Source organism: Variovorax sp. GW823-FHT02B07 (assembly GCF_058797695.1).
In genome coordinates this window covers 2,271,795-2,290,065 of the sequence record NZ_JBXAJX010000001.1, presented here as the reverse complement: position 1 = coordinate 2,290,065, position 18,271 = coordinate 2,271,795, and the positions used below count along the sequence as shown (strand labels likewise).

Below are 18,271 nucleotides of genomic sequence, written 5' to 3'. Positions count from 1 at the left end.
CGTGACGCTCTGCAGCCTCGAGGGGGCGTCGATAGAATCGGCGCCGATGCCCACCAAAGCCCCAGCCCGCAAGACCAGCGCGAACGGCGCGACTGGCGCCACCGGCACGACCGGTGCCCCCAACGCCCGCGAACACAGCGTCGACGAGATCGCCGAGAAGATCTCGGCCGCCATCCTGGAACACCGTCTCGCGCCGGGCACGAAGCTGGGCGAAGACCGGCTGGCCACGATCTTCGCGACCAGCCGCGCCAAGGTGCGCGAGGTGCTGGCCCGGCTGGCGCACGAGCAGATCGTCGAACTCGTGCCGCAGCGCGGCGCCTTCGTCGCCAAGCCCACCATCGAGCAGGCGCAAGATGTGTTCGAGGCGCGCCGCCTCATCGAGCCCGGCGTGCTGCGCCGCCTCATCCGTACGCTCGACGACGCCAAGCGGGAGCGCCTGCAACGCCATATCGAGCTCGAGGCCGATGCACGGCGCCGCGACGACAAGCGCGCCATCGTGCGGCTGTCGGGCGAGTTCCATGTGCTGCTGGCCGAGCTGGCCGGCAACTCGGCGCTGGCGCGCTCGATGCGCGAGCTGTCGGTGCTGACCTGCCTGATCATCTCGCTGTACGACGCCCCCACGGCCACCAGCTGCCGCGCCGACGAGCACGAGGAAATCGTCGCTGCCGTGAACCGCGGCGACGCCGCGCGCGCCGAGAAGCTGATGCTGCATCACCTCGACCACATCGAGCAGAGCCTGAAGCTGGACGACAGCGCGGAAGAGGTCGATCTCGAAAGCGTGTTCAGCTGAACCGGAGGAGGTCGGGCAACGGCATGCCCGATGTCCGCAAGGCACAGGCAGACCCATTGCGGGTGCCCAACAAACAAAAAGCCCCAGCAGCTTGGCAGCTACTGGGGCATCGTTTTGGCGGAGCAGGCGTCCGCTTTCTGGATGTTCAAACATGCCTGAAGTTGCTCATTTTCATGACGCTCTCTCAATGAGAGTGGACTCTTGCATGTCTATTTCTGTTCAATTTCGTCTGTTCTAACAAAATCTGGTATGTTGGGTAAGAAGTTGGAAGGAAATAGATGCCCAAGAAATCCCGTGAACTCTCTGCCATTGAGGTCAGCCGCCTACGAAAACCAGGGCTGCATGCGGTTGGCGGCGTCGCTGGTCTCCAACTGCAAGTTGCCCCGGCTGGTGCCCGAACATGGGTGTTGCGTGTAGTAATCGCCGGCAAGCGCCGCGACATGGGGCTCGGTGGCTACCCGGATGTGCCGTTGGGAGACGCAAGGCGCAAGGCGCGCGATGCGCGAGAGCTTGTTGAGCAAGGCGTTGACCCCATCGAGCGGCGACGCGAGGCTGCGAATCTGCTCTTGGCGAGTCGCGCTAGCCACAAGACGTTCGAGCAATGCGTTACTTCGTACATCGAAAGCCGGGAAGCGGAGTGGCGCAATCCGAAGCATCGGCAACAGTGGCAAAACACGCTTGATACGTACGCCGGACCGGTCGTAGGCAAATTGCTGGTGTCCAACGTTACGCTGGCGCACGTACTTGAGATTTTGGAGCCGCTCTGGCGCGAAAAAACAGAGACGGCGACGCGCCTGCGTGGACGCATCGAATCGGTGCTCGACTGGGCGACCGTTAGGGGTTACCGCACTGGTGACAATCCGGCTCGATGGAAAGGCCACCTCGACCAATTGCTCGCGAAGCCCGGAAAGATCGCGCAGGTCGAGCACCATGCAGCCGTGCCTGTTGGCGAGATGGCCGCATTTATGACCGCGTTGCGCAAAATCAACGGCATGGGTGCCCGAGCGTTGGAGTTCGCAATCCTTACGGCCGCTCGATCTGGAGAGGTTCGTGGTGCGCTGTGGTCTGAGATCAGCATAGAGGCGCGCATGTGGGTCATCCCGGCGGAGCGCATGAAGGGAAAACGTGAGCATCGGGTGCCGCTTGCCAAGCAAGCAATTGCGCTGCTTGAGGGGATGCCCAAGATGGAAGGCAGCGACTTTGTTTTCCCTGGGGCGCGCGGTACCTCTTTAAGCGACATGACCCTCTCGGCTGTGATGAGGCGAATGAAGGTTGATGCCGTACCGCACGGTTTCCGCTCAACGTTCCGTGACTGGGCGGCGGAACGTACGAATTTCCCTAGGGAGCTTGCTGAAATGGCTCTGGCACACACTATCGAGAACAAGGTCGAGGCAGCCTACAGGCGCGGCGACATGTTCGCCAAGCGGGCCACCTTGATGGCAAGCTGGGCGGTGTTTTGCGACACCGAAGTGCGAACCTCGAAGGTCGCGAGCATCGGCGAAAGGCGTGCTGTAACCGGCATCGCAAGCTGAATCAGCACTGCGTCGCGTGCGTGGCAGCACAAACTCTGATCAACACGTAGCGAAAAATAGACGAGCTGGAGCGAAAAATTGGAAGACCTGAGTCATTGGGACAACACGGCCGAGTTCACCGCGCTGGAGGTTGCTGCACTGGTCGTGGGGATGGACCCGGCAGCGCCGGACGCCGCCCCTCATAGAGCTGCTCCGATGCACAAGCTGTTGAAGGAAGGGCATCGGATCGCGATTGCCATGATTACTCAGCCAGAGTTGACTGCAGAAGGGTTCAAGCTTCAGCGCGGGATGGCCGCATGGGCCGCCGCACTGGTAAGTACGCTATTTGATTTTTACGGGGGTTATCAACCCCCGCAATGGTTTCGCGGCACGGATGGTGAATTTGAAAAGCAGCTTTTTGCGCGTGCCGAGATTGCGCGCTGGCTGGGCGCGATGGGATTGAAGTCCGAGTACGCCTTTGAGCGTGAAGACGCCGCCGCGAAGACACCTAGGTCCACGGTGGAATTGATGATGCCTACGTCGGTGGTCGCGTCTCGCCCGGAGCAGCGGAAGGCGGCCATCCTCGGTGTACTGAAGGAACTCGGTTATCCCGACATGGGGGCGCTCCCGAAGAACGGTTCCGGCAAATCGGGAGTCAAGGCACAGGTCCGCCAAATGGTTGGGAACAAGACGATCTGGGCAGGAAGCAAGGTGTTTGACAAGGCTTGGGAGGCTCTTCGCGGAGAGTCCGCAGAGTAGGGGCGGGGCCCCCCAACTTCGGGTACGGGGGAGGGTTGCGCAGGGGGAGGGTAGCCGGAAAAAGATTCGGCCATGTTCAAAAGCGTCTGAAACGGCAAGATCATGGCTATCAAGAAAATCATCAAGACGAAAGACGTGCTCGCGACGCAAGACATGTGTCGCGCTACTCTTTTCCTTCGCCGCAAGGAGGGCCTGTGGCCTGAGCCTATCGCGGGCGGTGGCTACCTCGAAGTGGAGGTCAATGCGCTTGCCAGCGCGCGGGCCGCCGGTTGGGGCGACGACCAGACTCGTCAACTCGTCCGCGCGCTGATGGCAGAACGTCAGGAGCAGGCCGCTGAGCTGCTCCGCTACCTCCAGCCTGCTGGCGCCGCTGCTTTGGCTTAAAGGACTCCCCATGAAGTCCTTCAACATTGTGCTCGCAGGTGCACTTGGAAGCCTGCCGCTCACGTTCCGTCCTAGAAAAAGAAAGGGCTGCTCCGCCGCTAAGAAGGCGGCCCCGAAGCCGACCAAGAAAACCGGCAGTGTGCCGAGCAAGCGTCGGGCCAATGGTCGCCCGAGGGCTGCGGCGAATGATTCGGCATTCCTCGGCGCCACGACAAGGGCCATGTCTTGTGCGGAGCAGCGCGCGTTTGTGCTCTCGGTGCTGGCGACCAGCGGGCAGTCGAGCTATTTCTTTCGCAACAACGGCTGTTACCAAGTGCCGACTCGTGTTTTCGAGTTGCGCAAGCTTGGGCACGACATCCGCACCACTTGGGTCACGATCGTTGATGCCGATGGTTGGTCTCACCCCCGCTGCGCCTTCTACGAACTCGGCGATCAAGGTCAGATCGGCTTCGACTTCGGGGGCGCTGCGAACGATCCGGCCACGCTGATGAACAGCTCGAAGAAATGAGCCCGACCACCTACGCTCATCTGATTGGCAAGGTCGAGTTGCGGCTCACTGTTGAAGAACAAGGCGAGTTCGTGACGCTGCGTGAGCGCCTTCGCAAGCACGCGCATTGCCTCGAACTCGAAGCGACTGGCGACGGCCGTTTACGCTTCCTGATCTCCCATGTCGGCTGGTTCCGGCACATCTACAGCCTTGACGAAGTAGTCGCATTCGTTGATCGCGCCCAGGCGTGCGCCGAGGTTGCAAAGGCGCGGAAGCGAGTTCGCCTGTGAAGCACCTCCTTGAATCTGCACTGGAGCGCAAGTGCTTCGACACCATGGCTGCGCGCTACGCGTTGGCTGGAGTTGAACTGACCGCCGAGACCGGCATCGACGGCGCGACGCACCTGTACACGCTCCACCACGGCCGGATTGTCCCGCTGGACGATCTCGATCACGCACGCGCCTTACTCCTGGCGCAGATTGGCGGTGCCAATGCGTGAGTACGCGATCGTGCCGTCCAAGTTCTGGATCACGCCGCTTGCCAAGTCGCTGCGCGGCAATCCGTTCGCACAGGTCGTTGCGCTGTACCTGAAGACTGGTCCGCACGCCAACCTGATCGGCCTCTACCACTGCCCGATTGCTTACGTGGCGCAAGACACCGGTATCCCCTTCGAAGGGGCTTCGAAGGCCCTTGCAAGCCTCTCCGAAGCGGGGTACTGCACTTTCGATCCGGAGGCTGATGTTGTGTTCGTTCATGACATGGCGCCGGAACAGATCGGCTCCACTTTGGCGCCGGCCGACAAGCGCACCAAGGCCGTGCTGCGCGAGTGGTCGACCGTTCCGTCGGAAAGCCTCCGCCGCGCATTTCACCGCCTGTATGCCGTTGCCTTTCACCTGCCGGCGATGGCAGAAATCGACGATCTCGAACAAGGGGCTTTGAAGGTCAACGCATACCCCATCGAAGCCCCTTCGGAGGCCCTTCGAAGCCAAGAGCATGAACAAGATCATGCACAGGATCACGTACACGACCACGGGCAAGAGTCTCCCTCGTCCGAGCAAAGTCCGGACGGTGCTGACTTGTCCGGGAAGGGCGCAAAGCCGAGGAGGCGCCACGGGACCGACGACGACCATGAGGCGGTTAGGTGGATGTGGGCGCGCATCAAGGTCATCGACCCGACCATGAAAGAGCCGAACTGGGACGCGTGGGCGAACGACATGCGGCTGATGCGTGGGCAGGATGGCCGCACCCATCGCGAGGCCTGCGAGCTTTTCGGATGGGCGAACAAGGACGGCTTTTGGCAGACCAACATCCTGTCGCCGGGCAAGCTGCGCGAGAAGTGGCAGCAGCTCGTGCTCCAACGCCAGCGCGGTGCGACGCATGCCGCCGGCCGGGCACCGGTACTGACCGACGAGCAGCGCGCCGTTGCTGACGCGCAATCAGGTGCCGACGCAGAGCGGCTGCTGTTCGGCGACAAGGCGGCCAACGACGGGGAGGTCATTGATGCAGCGTGAAGACTTCCGCGAGTTCGATGAACTGCTCAACGACGTGTGGGGCCTGAAAGGCTCTGCGCTGCTCACGGCGGGCCAGAAGGCGATGTTTTTCCGGGCGCTGGCGGCCTACCCCTTGGCCGAGGTTCGGGCCGGCTTGGACGCGCATATCCGCGACCCGAAGCGCGGCCAGTTCCTGCCCATGCCGGCTGATGTGATCGCGCAGATCATCGGCATCGTGGCCGACGACGGCCGTCCTGGCGCCGAAGAGGCCTGGGCCATGGCTTTCCGCTCGTCCGACGACTCGCAGACCCTCGTGTGGACCGACGAGACTGCTGAAGCCCTGGGCATCGCCCGGCCGCTGCTGCTCGGCGGCGATGAGGTGGGCGCCCGGATGGCGTTCAAAGAGGCCTACACGCGAATCGTTGCGAAGGCGCGCGAAGACCGTGTGCCGCCGAAGTGGTCCGCAACGCTGGGGCATGACAGCGCAGAGCGCAATCGCGTGCTGCTGCCGCACGTGCAAGCCGGGCGAGTGTCCGGCGATCTGCTGCTCGAAGCGCCGATAGGGCTCGACGACATGCTCGCGCTGCCCGCGCCCGAGGGTGAGACCGAGACCGGCCGCGCGGCGCGTTTGAAGGCCCGCGAGCGCTTGGCAGAAATGCGCGCCGAGCAGGTCAAGCCTCGCAAGGGCGCCGACGAAATCGAGCGCGAGCGCACCGCTGCGCTGAAGGCCGGCGCCGCAGCGCGCGTCGCGGCATACAGCGACATCTCTTTCAACGTTGCTGGAACTTAAACATGACCGACGTACCGATTCACAAAATCACCACCATTCTCCTTAGTCCCGACGCCCGTTTGGAGCACGGCCGTCCCGCGCAGTCGATGAGCATGCATTCCACGCCCGCTGGCGGCGGCGTCGTTGTTCGGCATCGCGACTCCGACGGGAAGCTGCACGTGTTCGTCATCGACACCCGCGACATCGACGCCGTTTGCACCGGCCTGCAAGACGTTGTGAGTCAGGCACGTGCCGAGTGGTGCGACACGATCACCGGCTTCGAGACGCAGGCCCTGCTCGAACGAGCCCGCTGCCGCACCAGCGCTTGATCCAGCACCACCCAGCAAAGAGGAAACACATGACCACCTTGAAGTCTCGAACCCATCACATCCTGACGCTCACGATCATCGACCACCTCGGCGAGCGCGACGGTGGCGCAGCCTTCGTACACCGCTCTCGGATGTGCCTGAATTGCGACAGCTATTCCCCTGACTCCGGCCCTGACTGGGACGCGGAGGTTGATGGGCCTTGCCTGAACCTGTGCACGGCCGCCAAGCATGCCGATGACGGCGCGTACTGCCCCGATCACCAAAGTCGCGCCGAGTTCGCGGCCAACCTGCACCGCGCTCACGTGCCGTTGTTCGGCGTCATCCAAGGCGGTGCGGCATGACGCTCGCGAGCGACACCATCCCCGCCATCGCGCACGCACCCGTCGCTGTTGCAGTAGAGATTCCTGCTGCCCCCGCAATCAAATTGCCTGATTTCGACGGCGAAGCCGCCGCGGTGATCGGGAATGTCTTTGTCGGCCTGCTTCCCCTGGGGCGCCGCACGGCGGGGCCGGCATCGAACGACGACGTTGCGGAGGGCAACAACGCTGCCGATGACGACGGCGGAGAAGCTTCGATCGACGCTAGCGCCACGCGCGATCCTCGCGGAGATGCCAGCCGAAAGCTGCGCTGCGTCGTCGGACCGCGCATGAATCGCGCGCGCGCGCTTTCTGGGTTCTCGCAGACCGAGGCGGCGACGGCATTGGGCTACCGCACGCCTGCGCAGGTGAACCTGTGGGAGATGGGGCGCCGCCTTCCGCCGATCTTTGAAGTCATTAAGGCCGCTCGTCTCTACGGGGTGAGCATCGACTACATCATGGGCGAGACCCACGAGCCCGACCGCGATCCTTCGACCGGCGCGCGTCATGCCGTTCTCCGGGGCGTGCGCGGCATGCTGGAGCGCGTGGCCGAGATCACCGTCAGCGAGATCGACAGGCACCAGCGCCTCATCGGTCCGCACGCGGGCAACGTGCGCGGCCTGCTTGAAAGCGGTGATGCGCTGCTCGAAGCATTCGGCGCCTTCGTTCGGCACAACCACGGCGCCTTCGTAAACATGCGTGGCGGCGCCAGCCTCCAGCGTCTCGCCGGAGAGTTCGAAGCCGCACTGGCGGACGCGCGCACGGCGATCCGCCTGCACGACGCCCGCGACGCGGACTTGGCTCGCGAGCTTGCTGCGCTCGGCGACGAGGCCTAACCCACCTGCGGGGGGGCTGTCTTCCGAACGCGCCCCTACAGCGCCCCCGATCGCCCGCCCGCCCGGTTTGGAAAAGCGCACCCCTCCGCGCACGGTCCCGCAAATAACGTATTGGTTCCGCTTACTTCCGCACCCAAAGAAATCATGGATGAATCAATCGAACCTCTGCTGGACGAAGCCCAGGTCTCGGCCGTCCTCGGCGTCGAACCCGCGACGCTCGCCGCATGGCGCTCGACCAATCGCGTGACGCTGCCCTTCGTCAAAGTCGGCGGCCGCCTCGTGCGCTACCGGAAGAGCGACGTGCAAGCCCTGATCGCAGCCGGCCTTCATCAGCCGCAGCCCGCGACCGACGGGGCCTGATGCGCATGCACAAAGCCATTGCCAGCCTGCTTGAGGTCGCGCGCCTGAGCTTCAACGCCGAGGCACCTGCCAGCCCCGACAAGCCCCTCGACCGGGCTCTCTGCCCGACCACCAGCCACCTCGTCCTCGACCGCCTCCGCCCGCTCTCAACCCGAAAGCTCAACGCCATGCAGAACTTCGCCCGCAGTCCGCTCGCAACCTCCGCCGAACTGACGGCCGCCCAGGTCGATGCCCTTGACCTTGTTTTCATCAACGACCGGGTGCAGCTCGTGGCCGGCCAACTGCATCTGAAGCGCACGCGTCTGCTCGAAGTCGCGGGCTTCCGCAGCGCGATCGCCGAGGCCATCCTGGCTGCTGATGATCCGACCGCCGTCACGGCCGAGCAGGTTGTCGCGATCCTCGACCGGATGACGGCAGAGGTCGATGACGAGATTGCCTCGGTTCGCGAGGATCGCGCGCGGCATGACGCCCGACACAAGGCGCGCATCGAACGCCTGACGCCCCTTCGCCGGGCAGTGGCGACGCGCATTGGCGCCCTGGCGAGCGAGAGGACGCGCTGCGTCGAAAGCATCGACGCGGCGCGCCGCGCTTCGACCATGACGCACGCCGCGGAGCAGCGGCACGCCAACCTTGTCGCGGCCGGTCTCACCGCCGAAGAAATCCTCAAACTCCGCCCCGCCGCTCAGGCACCCGCAGATCAAGAGGCGGCGATCCGGGCGAGGATCAATGACATCGACGCGCAGATCACGCCGCTGCGGACCTTCCTGGCGAACGAGGCCGATGTGACGCCGCTCGTGGGCCTCGGTTTCGAAGCGCTGATCAACGCCCGTGCCGCCGCCGAACAGGAACCGGCATGAACGCTGTCAGCGAGCGCTATTTCCCGTGCGTGCCGCTCGGCGCCACGGGCGCGGATGAGGCGCACGTTTGGGTGATCGCCGATGTGCAGGCTGCCCGCCGCAACAAGCGCCTGCGGTCGCTGGCGAAGAGCGCGGCTCATCAACTGCGCCACCTGACCGACGCGGCGGCGATGGAGAGCTTTCTGTGTCGTGCTGCGCTGGTGGCGATGGAGGGCGCGAGCCCCACCGAGTGGCTCGAAGCCCAAGTTCGGGCCATCGAGGAAGAGCAGTCCGCGACCCGCGCGGAGCACGCTCGCATGGAATCGCGGGTCGCCGAGGCCAACGCATGACGATCCACGGCCCGACCGAACCCCGCAAGCGCGGCTCGCAGTCCGGCGTGGCGCGTGGCCCCTACAAGCCCCGTCGCATCAAGGCGGAGGAGCCGCAGACGCCCGAGGAGCTTGCCGCGCTGCGCGAGCGCGCGCGCGAGTACTGGGGCGACCTGTACGCCAAGGGGAACATGGTGTACGCCCGCGAACTAGGTCGATATGTCTCGGTGCTGGCCTACGTCCCGCCGCCCGAACTCGAACGGGGCACGGTCGAAAAGGAGGAAGTCACGTCAAAGGTTTGCTCTGGCTGCGGGCTCGAATGGGCGCTGCATCACTTCAGTCCGAGCCGCGGCGGGCGCGGCGGCGTCAAGTCCAAGTGCAAATCCTGCTGCGCCGAGTACGCCCGTGAGCACGCGAACACCACACAAGGCAAGGCCGTCCGCGCACGTGCGCAAGCGAAGTTTCAGGCCCATCTGGCAGCCGAGCAACGCGGGCTCGCGGCACGTGCTGCTTTCATCGAAGCCGCCGGCAAAACCCTGGCGGGACGCGCGCTCCTGGCCGCCGTTGGGGTGACCCAAGCGACACATGAGAAGGACGCGCAATGCTAAGTTTTGCTAAGTTTTTTCGCCAAATCTTTGAAATTGGCTATTGCCCGGTTCGGCGCGCCGAGGGGGAAAGTCAATGACGACGCCCCCGCGCATCGGCAACGCCATCTCGGCGTTGAATCGCCTCCGTCAGGACGAGCTGGAGAGCCGACGGGCGGCGCGCACGATCCTTCAGCCGAGCGAGGTCGCGGGCAAGCTGTCGCCCGCGCGTATGCTGACGACCCGGCTCGGTGGTGCCGGCGCCCGCCTCATCACGCCCGCCGATCTGGCTCACTTCAAGAGGGAAGTCGAAGCCCTTGGTGACAAGGCCCGGCAGGGCCTGACCGCGAAAGAGGCGCTGGGCCTGTCGCGGTCGATTGATATCGATCGTGCGAAGGCCGAAATCCGCTATTCAATGCCCGTCCGGCTTCAGGCCGGCAAAGTGCACCTCGTCACCGATTCGGGGCCGAACTCCAAGGTCACGCGGCATCACGTCAACGTGGAGTTCGCGCTGTACTCGGCTGCCTTGTCGCGGCCTGGAACAGCTTCGCAGGCTGCACAGTGGCTGATGAAGGAGTCTCCGCTGCGGTTTGAGTGCGACTGTCAGCATTTCCGCTACTTCCTGCGCTTCGTCGCGACGGCTGGGGGCTGGGTTGCGGGCCGTGCAGAACATGGCCTGCCGAAGCTGACCAACCCGACGCTGGACGGCGCGTGCTGCAAGCACTTGGCACGGGTGATGACGGACGTTCAAATGAGCGTCGGGATGCGCCAGCGTGTGACGCAGATGGTTGAAGCCGATCGCGCTCGTATCGACATGCCGGGCAAGGCCAAGCCCCGCACCTTCACGGTCACGCAGGCCGATGCCGAGCGCATGCTGCCGAAGAACGCGCGCCGCATCGTGGTCCGCCCCGACCAGCGTGGCGCAAGGCTGCCTCCGCAGGCCAGCGCTGCCGATATCAGATCCGCCATGGCCGCCTTTGCGGAAAAGCGCGACACCAACAGCGCCGCCATCGCTCGCGCGCTGGTGGCCCTTCTTCAAGCTCAAGGAAAGAACGCATGAACACCCCCGATCAATACGATGCCGAGCCCACCGATGAGGTGCGCGCCCTGACGGCCGAACTGCTGGAAAGCATCGCACTGAATGCCGACGGTCAACCCTTCGATGACGCCGATCCCGAGTCGTGGGCCGAAGCCGACGCAGCGGAGCCGGAGTTCATCAGCCGCGGCTCCGTGCGCTTCAAGATCGTCGATCCCGATGCCACCGATCTGGCGCTGGCCGTGGGCGCCATCGATGCCGAATCGGAGCCGACCCTTTGCATGCGCGTGCAGTTCGACGGTGCGGAGGGCCACGTGCAGCCGGTGCTCGGCCAGTTCGTCGTTCTCGAAACCAGCGAGGGCGTCAGCGTGGTGTTCTACGTCTGGCTGACGCATGCCGATCTTCATGATCCTGCTGCGCCGGACCCCGGACCGAACGCCACGCACGACGCCCGCCTGGACGCGCTTGAACCCGGCCAAGGCCTGCTGGTACAGGTCTTTGACGGCGCTGACGAGTCGGATGTTGTATGAGCTCGAACACCGCACTCGAACGCGCCCGCGCCGCCTCGATCGCCTTGGCTGCACACCGTGCCCGGGGGAAGGCGATTGACGACGTGATCGAGTTGGCTCTGCGGCGCGCCGCGGAGGGCTGGGACGCGCTCGACGCGCACATCGCAGCCCAAAGAGCGCGGGTCGCTCAGCCCGGTCCCACGCGGGTCGCTCCGCGGCTTGTCGATCGGCCCGTGGCGCGGCCTCTGGCTTCAACGCCGGATCGCGACACCGATTTCCTCGCGGCCATCGCGCGCCGCCTCCAACATTGAGAATCAACATGGCATCTGGATACAAGGCTGATCTCCAAGGTTTTTTGGTTGGCGAGATCATCGAAAACGGCCGCGACCTCGCACGCCTGCAAGGCCAGAGCTACGCGGTCCTGAAGGACATCCGCTCGGATGTGCGCGCGATCGGCCGCGCCGTGGGCGCTCAGGTCGCCACGACTATGCGTACGAGCCGGCCCGGTGCCACGCCGCGCGCGCCCGTGAGCACCGGCTACCGCACCTCGGCCAGCCAACGCGCCAGCTCCGGCGCGCGTGCTAGCGTGGTCGTGACGCAGCCACGTGCGGCGAGCGGGCGTTTCGTTGCCGGCGGCCAGCGGCCCGGCGGTGGTGGTGCCGGTGGCGCGGCCGGCGGCGGCGAGCGCGGCGGCAATGGCGTCATGAGCAAGCTGTCCGATTCGGTCGGGAAGCTCGCAGGCTCACTGGCGGCGGCAGACAACATCGACCCGACGATCAACGCGGCGAAGGAAATCAAGGATGTCGTGGCGCCGCTTGGCCGCGGCTTGACCTTCATGTTCGGGCGGACCGCCGAGCGCAAGAAAGAGGTGTGGTATCGCCGTTTCCTGAAGGCGCTCACGCCGTCGAAGAAGAACGGCGCGCAGGGCGTGGCGGTAGCCGGGGGCGGTGGCCTGTTCGGCCTGGGCGGTGGCGGCGGCCTCCTGAGCGGCCTGCTCGGTGCGGCCGGCGGCGGCGCTGCGGGCGGGGTGCTGGGCGCGCTCATGGGCAAAGGCAAGGCGCTGATGAAGGGCGGCGGCGGACTGCTGCGCAAGGTGCCGCTGCTCGGCGCGCTCCTGGCCGGCGGCGGTGCGCTGGCATCGCTCTTCGGCGGCGGGTCGCGTGAAGAGAAGTACAAGGGCGTCGGCGAGGCCGGCGGCATGCTGGCGGGAGGTCTAGCGGGTGCGAAGGGCGGGGCGATGCTCGGCGCGTTCGTCGGTCCGATCGGCGCGGCCGTCGGCGCATTCCTCGGCGGCGTCGGTGGTGCCCTGCTGGGCGAGAAGTTCGGCGACAAGGTGGGCGAGTGGACCATGAGCCTCGTCGACGCGGACCTGCCCGGCAAGGCGCTCGCGGCGTGGCAAGTCACGACCGCGGCGATCGGCGCTGCTTGGGACTCGCTGGCGGGCGACGCTCGCGCGGCCTGGGAGACCGTCACCTCGAAGGCGTCCGAATGGCTCGACGCGGCGAAGAGCGGGCTCGATGCCGTAGGTACAACCCTCACGAACGCGGGCAACGCCGTCAACGACCGGATCAGGGAAAAGACCGGCGTCGATGTGAAAGGCGCCGTCAGCAGTGCGGCGGGCGCGGTGAGCGATGCGGCCAGTGCGGCCTGGGGCAAGACGAAGAACATGGCCGCGGCCGGCTGGTCGGCGGCGAAGGGCTATGGCGCTGACGCGCTCGATGCGGCTGGCCGTGGTGCCGCGGCGCTGGTGCCCAACACCGTGAAGCGGGCCTACAACGCGGGCGCGGCGGCGGCCACCCAGGCGAAGGCGGGCTACGACGTGGCGCGCGGCAACGGAACTACCGCCGGGGCGCCGAGTGGCGCTCTGCAAAGTGGTGCGCGCGCCGCGGGCGGCGCAGCCGGCGTCGGCATCAACAAGGTGCTCGCGACCGGCGCGGGCTACAACGTCACGCAGAACGCCGACGGCTCGGTGACGCGGCAGGATGGGGCGCGCAACTGGCGCAACAACAACCCAGGCAACATCGAGTGGAAGGCAGGCGGCTTCGCTCAGAAACATGGGGCCATCGGTTCGGATGGTCGTTTCGCGATTTTCCCCGACTACGCCACCGGCCGAGCCGCAAAGTCGGCGCTTATCTTCGAGAACATGAACTACAAGGACAAGAACCTCACCGACGCGATCGCCCGCTACGCGCCGCCGAGCGAGAACAACACGGCTGCTTATCAGAGTGCGGTTCTGGCGGCCGCGGGCGGCAAGAACAAGCCCATGAATCAGTACACGCCGGCCGAGCGTGAGGCCATCATGGACGCGATGCAGAAGGTCGAGGGCTACAAGGTCGGCAGGACCACGGCGGTGCCGAGCGGCGCCTACAACGTGCCGCCCGTTCGGTCGGCGGCCGTGCCGTCCTCGGTGCCGCTGGCGATCCCGCGCGCGCCGGAAGTGAAAGACCCGGCCGCGCCGCTTAATTCGTTGAGCAGCGGCGTCGGGCGCGAGCCGGTGCAGGTGAACATTCCCGAGACGGTCGGCCAAAACGTTTCCGATCGCGGAATTGCTCACATTTTGAGCGGCGGCATCGGCATGGCCTGAGCCATTACTTTCCGGCGCTAGCGCGGATGCTCTGCAAGGTCTCATCGCAGCCGTTGGTCTCCAGCAACTTGACTCGATGGGCGACTAGACGCTGTACGTCCCAGTCTGGATGTCGCGCGGCGACCCAATCTACGAACCGCGTTGTCTCTGCCGAGCGAGCCTCGTCGTTCGACAGAGACTCTGGGCAGCGGAATGACCGCGCAAACTGCGCATCGGTCATCACCTTCGCGGTTTCACGGGAGCGTGCGTGGAGCGGCGCCAGGGTGGCTGCCGCAAGGGCGACGGCGATGACGATCTTCATCTGGAGCTTTCAGGTGTCAAGGGCTGCGGCAACCCGGCAGTTATACCCGGCTCAACTTTTAGCCGGGTTGGCGACGTATCCCTTGTGGCCGCGGTCGCGGCGCATGTGCTGTACCGACTCGCGATGCGATCGAAGCAGCCGAAGGGGGCGATGTTGACCATTGGCCCCCTGAGTGATTTGCCAGGATGCGAGTCTTCGGGGCCATCTGTTTTTGTCGGTCTATGCTGGTTTCTTTTCGGCTCGCGCATGGCCGCAGCAGTCATCCGCTTGCCGAACCATGCTGGGGAATTTGCAATAGATCGAAGCGGTCAGTCTTGTCAAGATGCCCGCATGCTCAACGCAGTCCCCGCCGCCATCAATGCCGCCTCGCGGCAGGTCACTCTTCGACACCCGAACTCCTTCCCCTGCCTGGTCACGCGCGTTGAGCCCGACGACAACGGTGACCCGAGTGAGGTGGGGGCGACCTGACCATGGGCTGCGTGGGCGTGCTGCGCACCGAGGACGAGGCAGAGCACGCTATTGCGCGCAGTCGGCCAAATTCCGCTTTTCCAGGTCAAGGTGGGTGTCATCCCACGCATGTCAAGAACTCGGGAATTTGATAATTTTGACTAGCACTTTTGCGACTCGATGAAAACTAAGCAATGCGTACGTTGCAAAAAATATCCACACGTCGCTGTACCAGCCATTTAACGAAAGCTCTTGACCATCGCCTTTTATTAAGAAAAAGCCGAACATGCCGAACGCACTGAACGCTAGGCAGGTGTAGAGAGCCTCAACCATATAGCGCATAAGCTCTTCGACGTAGCCTGAGCTTTTAATTCGCCCCATAACTGAATCCGACGGGAGTGCGGCAAGAATTGCAATCGCAGTTGCAATAAATCCAGCCAAAATTGCACCAATGCCAATTGCTGCGCCGAGAAATTCTTTTTCAGAAGATGGGAATGGGGGAGAAAAATACCACCATCCAAACGCCGCAACAAGTGCGGCGAGGAAAGGGTAGTATTTTTCTAGCCAAAGATTCATTTAATTTCCAATGATTGTGTTCCAGCCGTTCCTCGCACGAACAAGTCCTCTCCAACGTGACTCTTGGGTGTACCTCAGATCCGCGCCCAGATCGAGTTGGTCAATCTTCAGCTCAAGTTTTGCTGCCAACATATCAATTGCTTCTGCGCGGTCAACTACGGAGTCTCTTCCGACAACCTCAAATTTCTCCACTGGATCAGAACCATTTACACCATTCAGACCGAGCACGTTCCGCAATCCATTAATTATATTACGAGCATTTTGCGTGTTTAAGTGGGCGCTGCGATCTCGGCCGCTCGAAATGGTTATTTCAATATGCTGCCCCCCGATATGATCCGCAAGTTCTAGTGCTCTATTCAGGCCGACCCCTGAACTCCGCTGAGCCGCAGTCATTTTCGGCGTTGCGACTTTAAATACAATCTTCTTAAATAATGTTTTTCTTGCAAGTTTTGCTTCCGAGGCCATATCCAAACGCATCATGAAGTCATATCCAATGATTTGACTTGCGTCGAAACTGGAGAAGTATCTTTCGATGGAAGCCGCGCGCACCCCGTGATGGTTATATTGAACGATTAGATGACGGCGGATCGGATCATAGAGGGCTGCAGTCTCTTCACCAAAGCCGTCCCCGTTCGCGATGTTGAAACCCGTAATGGGTGTTGCAGCACTTGCCTTTCCGGGACCATGTTCGAAGCGAAGTTTGGTGAAGTCCATCAGCCAATATCGGGTCGGGTTGTCAGCGGTGTGCGGCGCTGCAAAATTTTCCAGCCTGATGTCATGCGTTCCCACGGTCATCAACCGGTCAAAAAGCGGCAGATTCCCAACTTGTTGAATCAACTGTTCGAGTGGCGGCGTCCCGTCGCCGGCCGTAACTTGATACGCATGAACCTTCATCTCATCAGCCATTTCACCTCCTTGAAACATTTAGTATCGCTACCTTTCAGTTTGAGTCAAGGCTATGAGGAGCGCTTAGAGTGCAGGGTGTTCGAGGATGTGTTGCCCTCAGTCCGTAAGACCGGACGCTACGAGGCCGCGCTGCTCACGCAGATCGAGGTGTTGCTGCGTCGCCGCGATCGAGCAGCACGTCGGGGGGATGCAGAACTTGCAGCCCCTTTTTCATCGAACACCAGTCATGGGCCCTGTGCAACGCGATCCCTCAGGCTGCCCATGACGAACGATGCGTTTGCCCTTCACATTCGGCTTTGGCACCCCGGTGTTGGGGAGGGAGTTGGTCCGACACAGGCCGAAACAGCAGCCACGCGTCTAGTTCAAAGCGCAGCCATGCCACGCGCTTGTCGGCAAGCTGGCGCGGCTGTGGGATTGAGCCTTTCTGCACCCGACGGGCGAATGTGGGCTCGCTCAGGCCCACATAGGCGGCGGCCTCGGCGCGGCCCATGGCGGCAGGCGGGCAGACGGGCAGGCGGGTAGACGGGTAGACGGGTAGACGGGGAGGGGGCGCGTCATCACCGGCCTGGTTCACAGTACCCGCGACGTACTCGCGCTTGGCGCGAGGCTTCGACGCTCCGGTGTTCTCCGGCGGGGGCAGGTTCGACTTGGGCCGCACCAACAGCCATGCGTCGAGTTCGGCGCGAATCCAGGCCACGCGGCGACCCGAAAGCTGGCGCGGCGGCGGAATTGACTCTTCGCGCACCAACTTTTCGAACGTAGTGACGCCGAGAGCCAGATAGGCTGCGGCGTCCTCCCGCCCGAGCGCGGCGGGGTGAATCGGGGCAACGGTCGAGACGGTCATGCTGCGGTGACTCGAATGGCGAGCACCTTAACGGGCTCCGTGCCGAAGTGCTCATATCGAAACGGGGGCCGTGCTATCGCAGCGGCTGCGTTGTTTGGGATGAGCATATCGGTTTCCATCGAAGGGAAGAGCACCGGCCAAGCTTGCTCTACACCGCCGCTGGATCGGGCGCCTTGGGGGCACCGAGAACCCGCAGATGCCCAAGCTTCATTAGGTACTCGCGGTAGGAGTTGATGGCGACAGCTTCGGCCTCGCGTGCGACGACCTCGCCGACGGCGACTATTGCGTCATCTTCCGCAATGATCGCGAACTGAGCCGATTGCTCATTCATGGTGACGGTCGGTCCGTCGTGCGAAACAGCACTGATGATCGCGCTCGCATGAGCAGGGGGGGCGGCCGCGCACGACAGCGCCTTGCCGAAGACGCGCACCCAGCCCTGGCCTTGCAGCAAGTTTCGGTAGGAATCTACGGCGACAGCTTCGAACTCATGCGCGACATCTTGGCAGACTGCGATGACGCTCTCGTTCAAGATCACAGCCAGTCGCGCAGGTCGCCCCCAAGCAGTGATGCTCAGGCCACCGTCTAGCTCGGCAGCAATGATGACGCCGTCAATGCGGCCCGTAAGCTGAGTTCCGATCAATGCTTGATGCCTTTTGAGAGGCTCCACGCGTCGACCGCATCGCCGCCATCAGGGTCGCACATATCGAGCCGCAGGCCCAGGTCAGCGATCAGCGCGCGGAGGTGTTGAAGGTCGTTCCCGGCTTCGTCTGCCGAATCGACGATTTCGCCGTCGAGTTGTTGGACCATGCGATGGGCTGCGTCCGTGAAGTCGTCGATGGTGCTACGAAGACGGTTGAAAACGATAGGATCGATGGTAGCCATGGTGTGCGCCTTTCAATGGGATTTGCACGTTGTGGTCAGACGGTTGCGGAGTTCGTACCTCCGTGACCGTCGTCTGTTTTTGCCCCAGACAGATGCGCGAAAAGCTGCTCGCATCTCGCCCTGAGGCGCGGCGGTCATTCTTCTGGGAACTTGGCTTCGTCGATGCGTTCGCGTACCCATGGCGCGCCTCCGAGACGTTGCAGTTTGTCGCGCTGCTCGATAGTCATTCGAATCGCGACGGGGACAGTCTCGACGGTCGTGGCGCTCGGCTTCCGCCCTTGTCCTCTGCCGGCGCCACCTCTTCCTGCAATTTTGGTGTTGTTCGTCATTGATTTATTGTAAACATAAATCAAAAATGAGCAAGCA

At 63.6% G+C, this 18,271-nt stretch carries 28 protein-coding genes; 21 read left to right on the top strand and 7 right to left on the bottom strand.

Annotated features, from left to right (window positions below; all coding sequences use genetic code 11):
- The first annotated feature begins 46 nt into the window (after positions 1–46).
- The 21 genes from AC1RGU_RS10735 to AC1RGU_RS10635 all read left to right on the top strand — a co-directional run bounded on the left by AC1RGU_RS10735 (position 47) and on the right by AC1RGU_RS10635 (position 13,949).
- Positions 47–790: a GntR family transcriptional regulator gene (locus AC1RGU_RS10735; RefSeq protein WP_307588416.1), complete on the top strand. Its 744-nt coding sequence runs from the start codon at positions 47–49 to the stop codon at positions 788–790.
- Between the two features lie 23 nt (positions 791–813).
- Positions 814–981, top strand: a complete 168-nt coding sequence (locus AC1RGU_RS10730; protein WP_492696390.1) for a hypothetical protein — start codon at positions 814–816, stop codon at positions 979–981.
- Between the two features lie 87 nt (positions 982–1,068).
- A complete protein-coding gene (locus AC1RGU_RS10725) occupies positions 1,069–2,322 on the top strand; it encodes a tyrosine-type recombinase/integrase (protein WP_492696389.1) in 1,254 nt (417 codons plus the stop codon).
- A 78-nt stretch (positions 2,323–2,400) separates the two neighbouring features.
- Positions 2,401–3,060: a hypothetical protein gene (locus tag AC1RGU_RS10720; RefSeq protein WP_492696388.1), complete on the top strand. Its 660-nt coding sequence runs from the start codon at positions 2,401–2,403 to the stop codon at positions 3,058–3,060.
- 102 nt (positions 3,061–3,162) lie between these two features.
- Positions 3,163–3,444: a hypothetical protein gene (locus tag AC1RGU_RS10715; protein ID WP_492696387.1), complete on the top strand. Its 282-nt coding sequence runs from the start codon at positions 3,163–3,165 to the stop codon at positions 3,442–3,444.
- Between the two features lie 10 nt (positions 3,445–3,454).
- Positions 3,455–3,952, top strand: coding sequence for a helix-turn-helix domain-containing protein (locus AC1RGU_RS10710; RefSeq protein ID WP_492696386.1), 498 nt, complete (start codon positions 3,455–3,457; stop codon positions 3,950–3,952).
- On the top strand, positions 3,949–4,221 hold the full coding sequence (locus tag AC1RGU_RS10705) for a hypothetical protein (protein WP_492696385.1): 273 nt from the start codon (positions 3,949–3,951) through the stop codon (positions 4,219–4,221). The genes AC1RGU_RS10710 and AC1RGU_RS10705 overlap by 4 nt, the downstream gene beginning before the upstream one ends.
- The gene (locus tag AC1RGU_RS10700) at positions 4,218–4,430 is read left to right on the top strand and encodes a hypothetical protein (protein WP_492696384.1); all 213 of its coding nucleotides are present in this window, start codon (positions 4,218–4,220) and stop codon (positions 4,428–4,430) included. Before AC1RGU_RS10705 ends, AC1RGU_RS10700 begins: the two co-directional genes overlap by 4 nt.
- Positions 4,423–5,442 (top strand): phage replication protein O, encoded by a 1,020-nt coding sequence (locus AC1RGU_RS10695; protein ID WP_492696383.1) that lies wholly within the window; start codon positions 4,423–4,425, stop codon positions 5,440–5,442. Before AC1RGU_RS10700 ends, AC1RGU_RS10695 begins: the two co-directional genes overlap by 8 nt.
- On the top strand, positions 5,432–6,211 hold the full coding sequence (locus AC1RGU_RS10690) for a hypothetical protein (RefSeq protein WP_492696382.1): 780 nt from the start codon (positions 5,432–5,434) through the stop codon (positions 6,209–6,211). The genes AC1RGU_RS10695 and AC1RGU_RS10690 overlap by 11 nt, the downstream gene beginning before the upstream one ends.
- Positions 6,212–6,213: 2 nt before the next feature.
- Complete coding sequence (locus tag AC1RGU_RS10685) at positions 6,214–6,519, top strand: hypothetical protein (protein ID WP_492696381.1); 306 nt, start codon at positions 6,214–6,216, stop codon at positions 6,517–6,519.
- Positions 6,520–6,548: 29 nt separating this feature from the next.
- Positions 6,549–6,860, top strand: coding sequence for a hypothetical protein (locus tag AC1RGU_RS10680; protein WP_492696380.1), 312 nt, complete (start codon positions 6,549–6,551; stop codon positions 6,858–6,860).
- Complete coding sequence (locus tag AC1RGU_RS10675) at positions 6,857–7,711, top strand: helix-turn-helix domain-containing protein (RefSeq protein ID WP_492696379.1); 855 nt, start codon at positions 6,857–6,859, stop codon at positions 7,709–7,711. Before AC1RGU_RS10680 ends, AC1RGU_RS10675 begins: the two co-directional genes overlap by 4 nt.
- Positions 7,712–7,855: 144 nt before the next feature.
- On the top strand, positions 7,856–8,071 hold the full coding sequence (locus AC1RGU_RS10670) for a helix-turn-helix transcriptional regulator (protein ID WP_492696378.1): 216 nt from the start codon (positions 7,856–7,858) through the stop codon (positions 8,069–8,071).
- 5 nt (positions 8,072–8,076) lie between these two features.
- Positions 8,077–8,928, top strand: a complete 852-nt coding sequence (locus AC1RGU_RS10665; protein ID WP_492696377.1) for a hypothetical protein — start codon at positions 8,077–8,079, stop codon at positions 8,926–8,928.
- Entirely contained in the window at positions 8,925–9,257 is a 333-nt protein-coding gene (locus AC1RGU_RS10660; RefSeq protein ID WP_492696376.1) for a hypothetical protein, read from the top strand. The genes AC1RGU_RS10665 and AC1RGU_RS10660 overlap by 4 nt, the downstream gene beginning before the upstream one ends.
- Positions 9,254–9,844 (top strand): hypothetical protein, encoded by a 591-nt coding sequence (locus tag AC1RGU_RS10655; RefSeq protein ID WP_492696375.1) that lies wholly within the window; start codon positions 9,254–9,256, stop codon positions 9,842–9,844. The genes AC1RGU_RS10660 and AC1RGU_RS10655 overlap by 4 nt, the downstream gene beginning before the upstream one ends.
- Before the next feature lie 73 nt (positions 9,845–9,917).
- Positions 9,918–10,880 carry a hypothetical protein gene (locus AC1RGU_RS10650; RefSeq protein ID WP_492696374.1) on the top strand — a complete coding sequence of 321 codons (963 nt, stop codon included), beginning with the start codon at positions 9,918–9,920 and terminating at the stop codon, positions 10,878–10,880.
- Positions 10,877–11,386 (top strand): hypothetical protein, encoded by a 510-nt coding sequence (locus tag AC1RGU_RS10645; RefSeq protein ID WP_492696373.1) that lies wholly within the window; start codon positions 10,877–10,879, stop codon positions 11,384–11,386. Before AC1RGU_RS10650 ends, AC1RGU_RS10645 begins: the two co-directional genes overlap by 4 nt.
- A complete protein-coding gene (locus AC1RGU_RS10640) occupies positions 11,383–11,676 on the top strand; it encodes a hypothetical protein (protein ID WP_492696372.1) in 294 nt (97 codons plus the stop codon). Before AC1RGU_RS10645 ends, AC1RGU_RS10640 begins: the two co-directional genes overlap by 4 nt.
- Positions 11,677–11,684: 8 nt before the next feature.
- Complete coding sequence (locus tag AC1RGU_RS10635) at positions 11,685–13,949, top strand: hypothetical protein (RefSeq protein ID WP_492696371.1); 2,265 nt, start codon at positions 11,685–11,687, stop codon at positions 13,947–13,949.
- Positions 13,950–13,953: 4 nt separating this feature from the next.
- Here AC1RGU_RS10635 and AC1RGU_RS10630 read toward each other — a convergent pair whose 3' ends face one another.
- From AC1RGU_RS10630 to AC1RGU_RS10600, 7 genes are all read right to left on the bottom strand, one after another.
- Entirely contained in the window at positions 13,954–14,250 is a 297-nt protein-coding gene (locus AC1RGU_RS10630; protein ID WP_492696370.1) for a hypothetical protein, read from the bottom strand.
- Between the two features lie 579 nt (positions 14,251–14,829).
- Positions 14,830–15,273: a hypothetical protein gene (locus AC1RGU_RS10625; RefSeq protein ID WP_492696369.1), complete on the bottom strand. Its 444-nt coding sequence runs from the start codon at positions 15,271–15,273 to the stop codon at positions 14,830–14,832.
- Positions 15,274–16,179, bottom strand: coding sequence for a DUF6731 family protein (locus tag AC1RGU_RS10620; RefSeq protein WP_492696368.1), 906 nt, complete (start codon positions 16,177–16,179; stop codon positions 15,274–15,276).
- 250 nt (positions 16,180–16,429) lie between these two features.
- The gene (locus tag AC1RGU_RS10615) at positions 16,430–17,023 is read right to left on the bottom strand and encodes a helix-turn-helix transcriptional regulator (protein WP_492696367.1); all 594 of its coding nucleotides are present in this window, start codon (positions 17,021–17,023) and stop codon (positions 16,430–16,432) included.
- Positions 17,024–17,171: 148 nt separating this feature from the next.
- A complete protein-coding gene (locus tag AC1RGU_RS10610; protein WP_492739294.1) occupies positions 17,172–17,552 on the bottom strand; it encodes a hypothetical protein in 381 nt (126 codons plus the stop codon).
- 107 nt (positions 17,553–17,659) lie between these two features.
- A complete protein-coding gene (locus AC1RGU_RS10605) occupies positions 17,660–17,905 on the bottom strand; it encodes a hypothetical protein (protein WP_492696365.1) in 246 nt (81 codons plus the stop codon).
- A 134-nt stretch (positions 17,906–18,039) separates the two neighbouring features.
- Positions 18,040–18,234 (bottom strand): hypothetical protein, encoded by a 195-nt coding sequence (locus AC1RGU_RS10600; RefSeq protein WP_492696364.1) that lies wholly within the window; start codon positions 18,232–18,234, stop codon positions 18,040–18,042.
- Positions 18,235–18,271 lie beyond the last annotated feature (37 nt).

Excerpts from the sequence above, each read along its gene's own strand:
- AC1RGU_RS10735 (WP_307588416.1), top strand. The coding sequence starts at position 47 with ATGCCCACCAAAGCCCCAGCCCGCAAGACCAGCGCGAACGGCGCGACT.
- AC1RGU_RS10730 (WP_492696390.1), top strand. The coding sequence starts at position 814 with ATGCCCGATGTCCGCAAGGCACAGGCAGACCCATTGCGGGTGCCCAAC.
- AC1RGU_RS10725 (WP_492696389.1), top strand. The coding sequence starts at position 1,069 with ATGCCCAAGAAATCCCGTGAACTCTCTGCCATTGAGGTCAGCCGCCTA.
- AC1RGU_RS10715 (WP_492696387.1), top strand. The coding sequence starts at position 3,163 with ATGGCTATCAAGAAAATCATCAAGACGAAAGACGTGCTCGCGACGCAA.
- AC1RGU_RS10710 (WP_492696386.1), top strand. The coding sequence starts at position 3,455 with ATGAAGTCCTTCAACATTGTGCTCGCAGGTGCACTTGGAAGCCTGCCG.
- AC1RGU_RS10705 (WP_492696385.1), top strand. The coding sequence starts at position 3,949 with ATGAGCCCGACCACCTACGCTCATCTGATTGGCAAGGTCGAGTTGCGG.
- AC1RGU_RS10695 (WP_492696383.1), top strand. The coding sequence starts at position 4,423 with ATGCGTGAGTACGCGATCGTGCCGTCCAAGTTCTGGATCACGCCGCTT.
- AC1RGU_RS10690 (WP_492696382.1), top strand. The coding sequence starts at position 5,432 with ATGCAGCGTGAAGACTTCCGCGAGTTCGATGAACTGCTCAACGACGTG.
- AC1RGU_RS10685 (WP_492696381.1), top strand. The coding sequence starts at position 6,214 with ATGACCGACGTACCGATTCACAAAATCACCACCATTCTCCTTAGTCCC.
- AC1RGU_RS10680 (WP_492696380.1), top strand. The coding sequence starts at position 6,549 with ATGACCACCTTGAAGTCTCGAACCCATCACATCCTGACGCTCACGATC.
- AC1RGU_RS10675 (WP_492696379.1), top strand. The coding sequence starts at position 6,857 with ATGACGCTCGCGAGCGACACCATCCCCGCCATCGCGCACGCACCCGTC.
- AC1RGU_RS10670 (WP_492696378.1), top strand. The coding sequence starts at position 7,856 with ATGGATGAATCAATCGAACCTCTGCTGGACGAAGCCCAGGTCTCGGCC.
- AC1RGU_RS10665 (WP_492696377.1), top strand. The coding sequence starts at position 8,077 with ATGCACAAAGCCATTGCCAGCCTGCTTGAGGTCGCGCGCCTGAGCTTC.
- AC1RGU_RS10660 (WP_492696376.1), top strand. The coding sequence starts at position 8,925 with ATGAACGCTGTCAGCGAGCGCTATTTCCCGTGCGTGCCGCTCGGCGCC.
- AC1RGU_RS10655 (WP_492696375.1), top strand. The coding sequence starts at position 9,254 with ATGACGATCCACGGCCCGACCGAACCCCGCAAGCGCGGCTCGCAGTCC.
- AC1RGU_RS10650 (WP_492696374.1), top strand. The coding sequence starts at position 9,918 with ATGACGACGCCCCCGCGCATCGGCAACGCCATCTCGGCGTTGAATCGC.
- AC1RGU_RS10645 (WP_492696373.1), top strand. The coding sequence starts at position 10,877 with ATGAACACCCCCGATCAATACGATGCCGAGCCCACCGATGAGGTGCGC.
- AC1RGU_RS10640 (WP_492696372.1), top strand. The coding sequence starts at position 11,383 with ATGAGCTCGAACACCGCACTCGAACGCGCCCGCGCCGCCTCGATCGCC.
- AC1RGU_RS10635 (WP_492696371.1), top strand. The coding sequence starts at position 11,685 with ATGGCATCTGGATACAAGGCTGATCTCCAAGGTTTTTTGGTTGGCGAG.
- AC1RGU_RS10630 (WP_492696370.1), bottom strand. The coding sequence starts at position 14,250 with ATGAAGATCGTCATCGCCGTCGCCCTTGCGGCAGCCACCCTGGCGCCG.
- AC1RGU_RS10625 (WP_492696369.1), bottom strand. The coding sequence starts at position 15,273 with ATGAATCTTTGGCTAGAAAAATACTACCCTTTCCTCGCCGCACTTGTT.
- AC1RGU_RS10620 (WP_492696368.1), bottom strand. The coding sequence starts at position 16,179 with ATGGCTGATGAGATGAAGGTTCATGCGTATCAAGTTACGGCCGGCGAC.
- AC1RGU_RS10615 (WP_492696367.1), bottom strand. The coding sequence starts at position 17,023 with ATGACCGTCTCGACCGTTGCCCCGATTCACCCCGCCGCGCTCGGGCGG.
- AC1RGU_RS10605 (WP_492696365.1), bottom strand. The coding sequence starts at position 17,905 with ATGGCTACCATCGATCCTATCGTTTTCAACCGTCTTCGTAGCACCATC.
- AC1RGU_RS10600 (WP_492696364.1), bottom strand. The coding sequence starts at position 18,234 with ATGACGAACAACACCAAAATTGCAGGAAGAGGTGGCGCCGGCAGAGGA.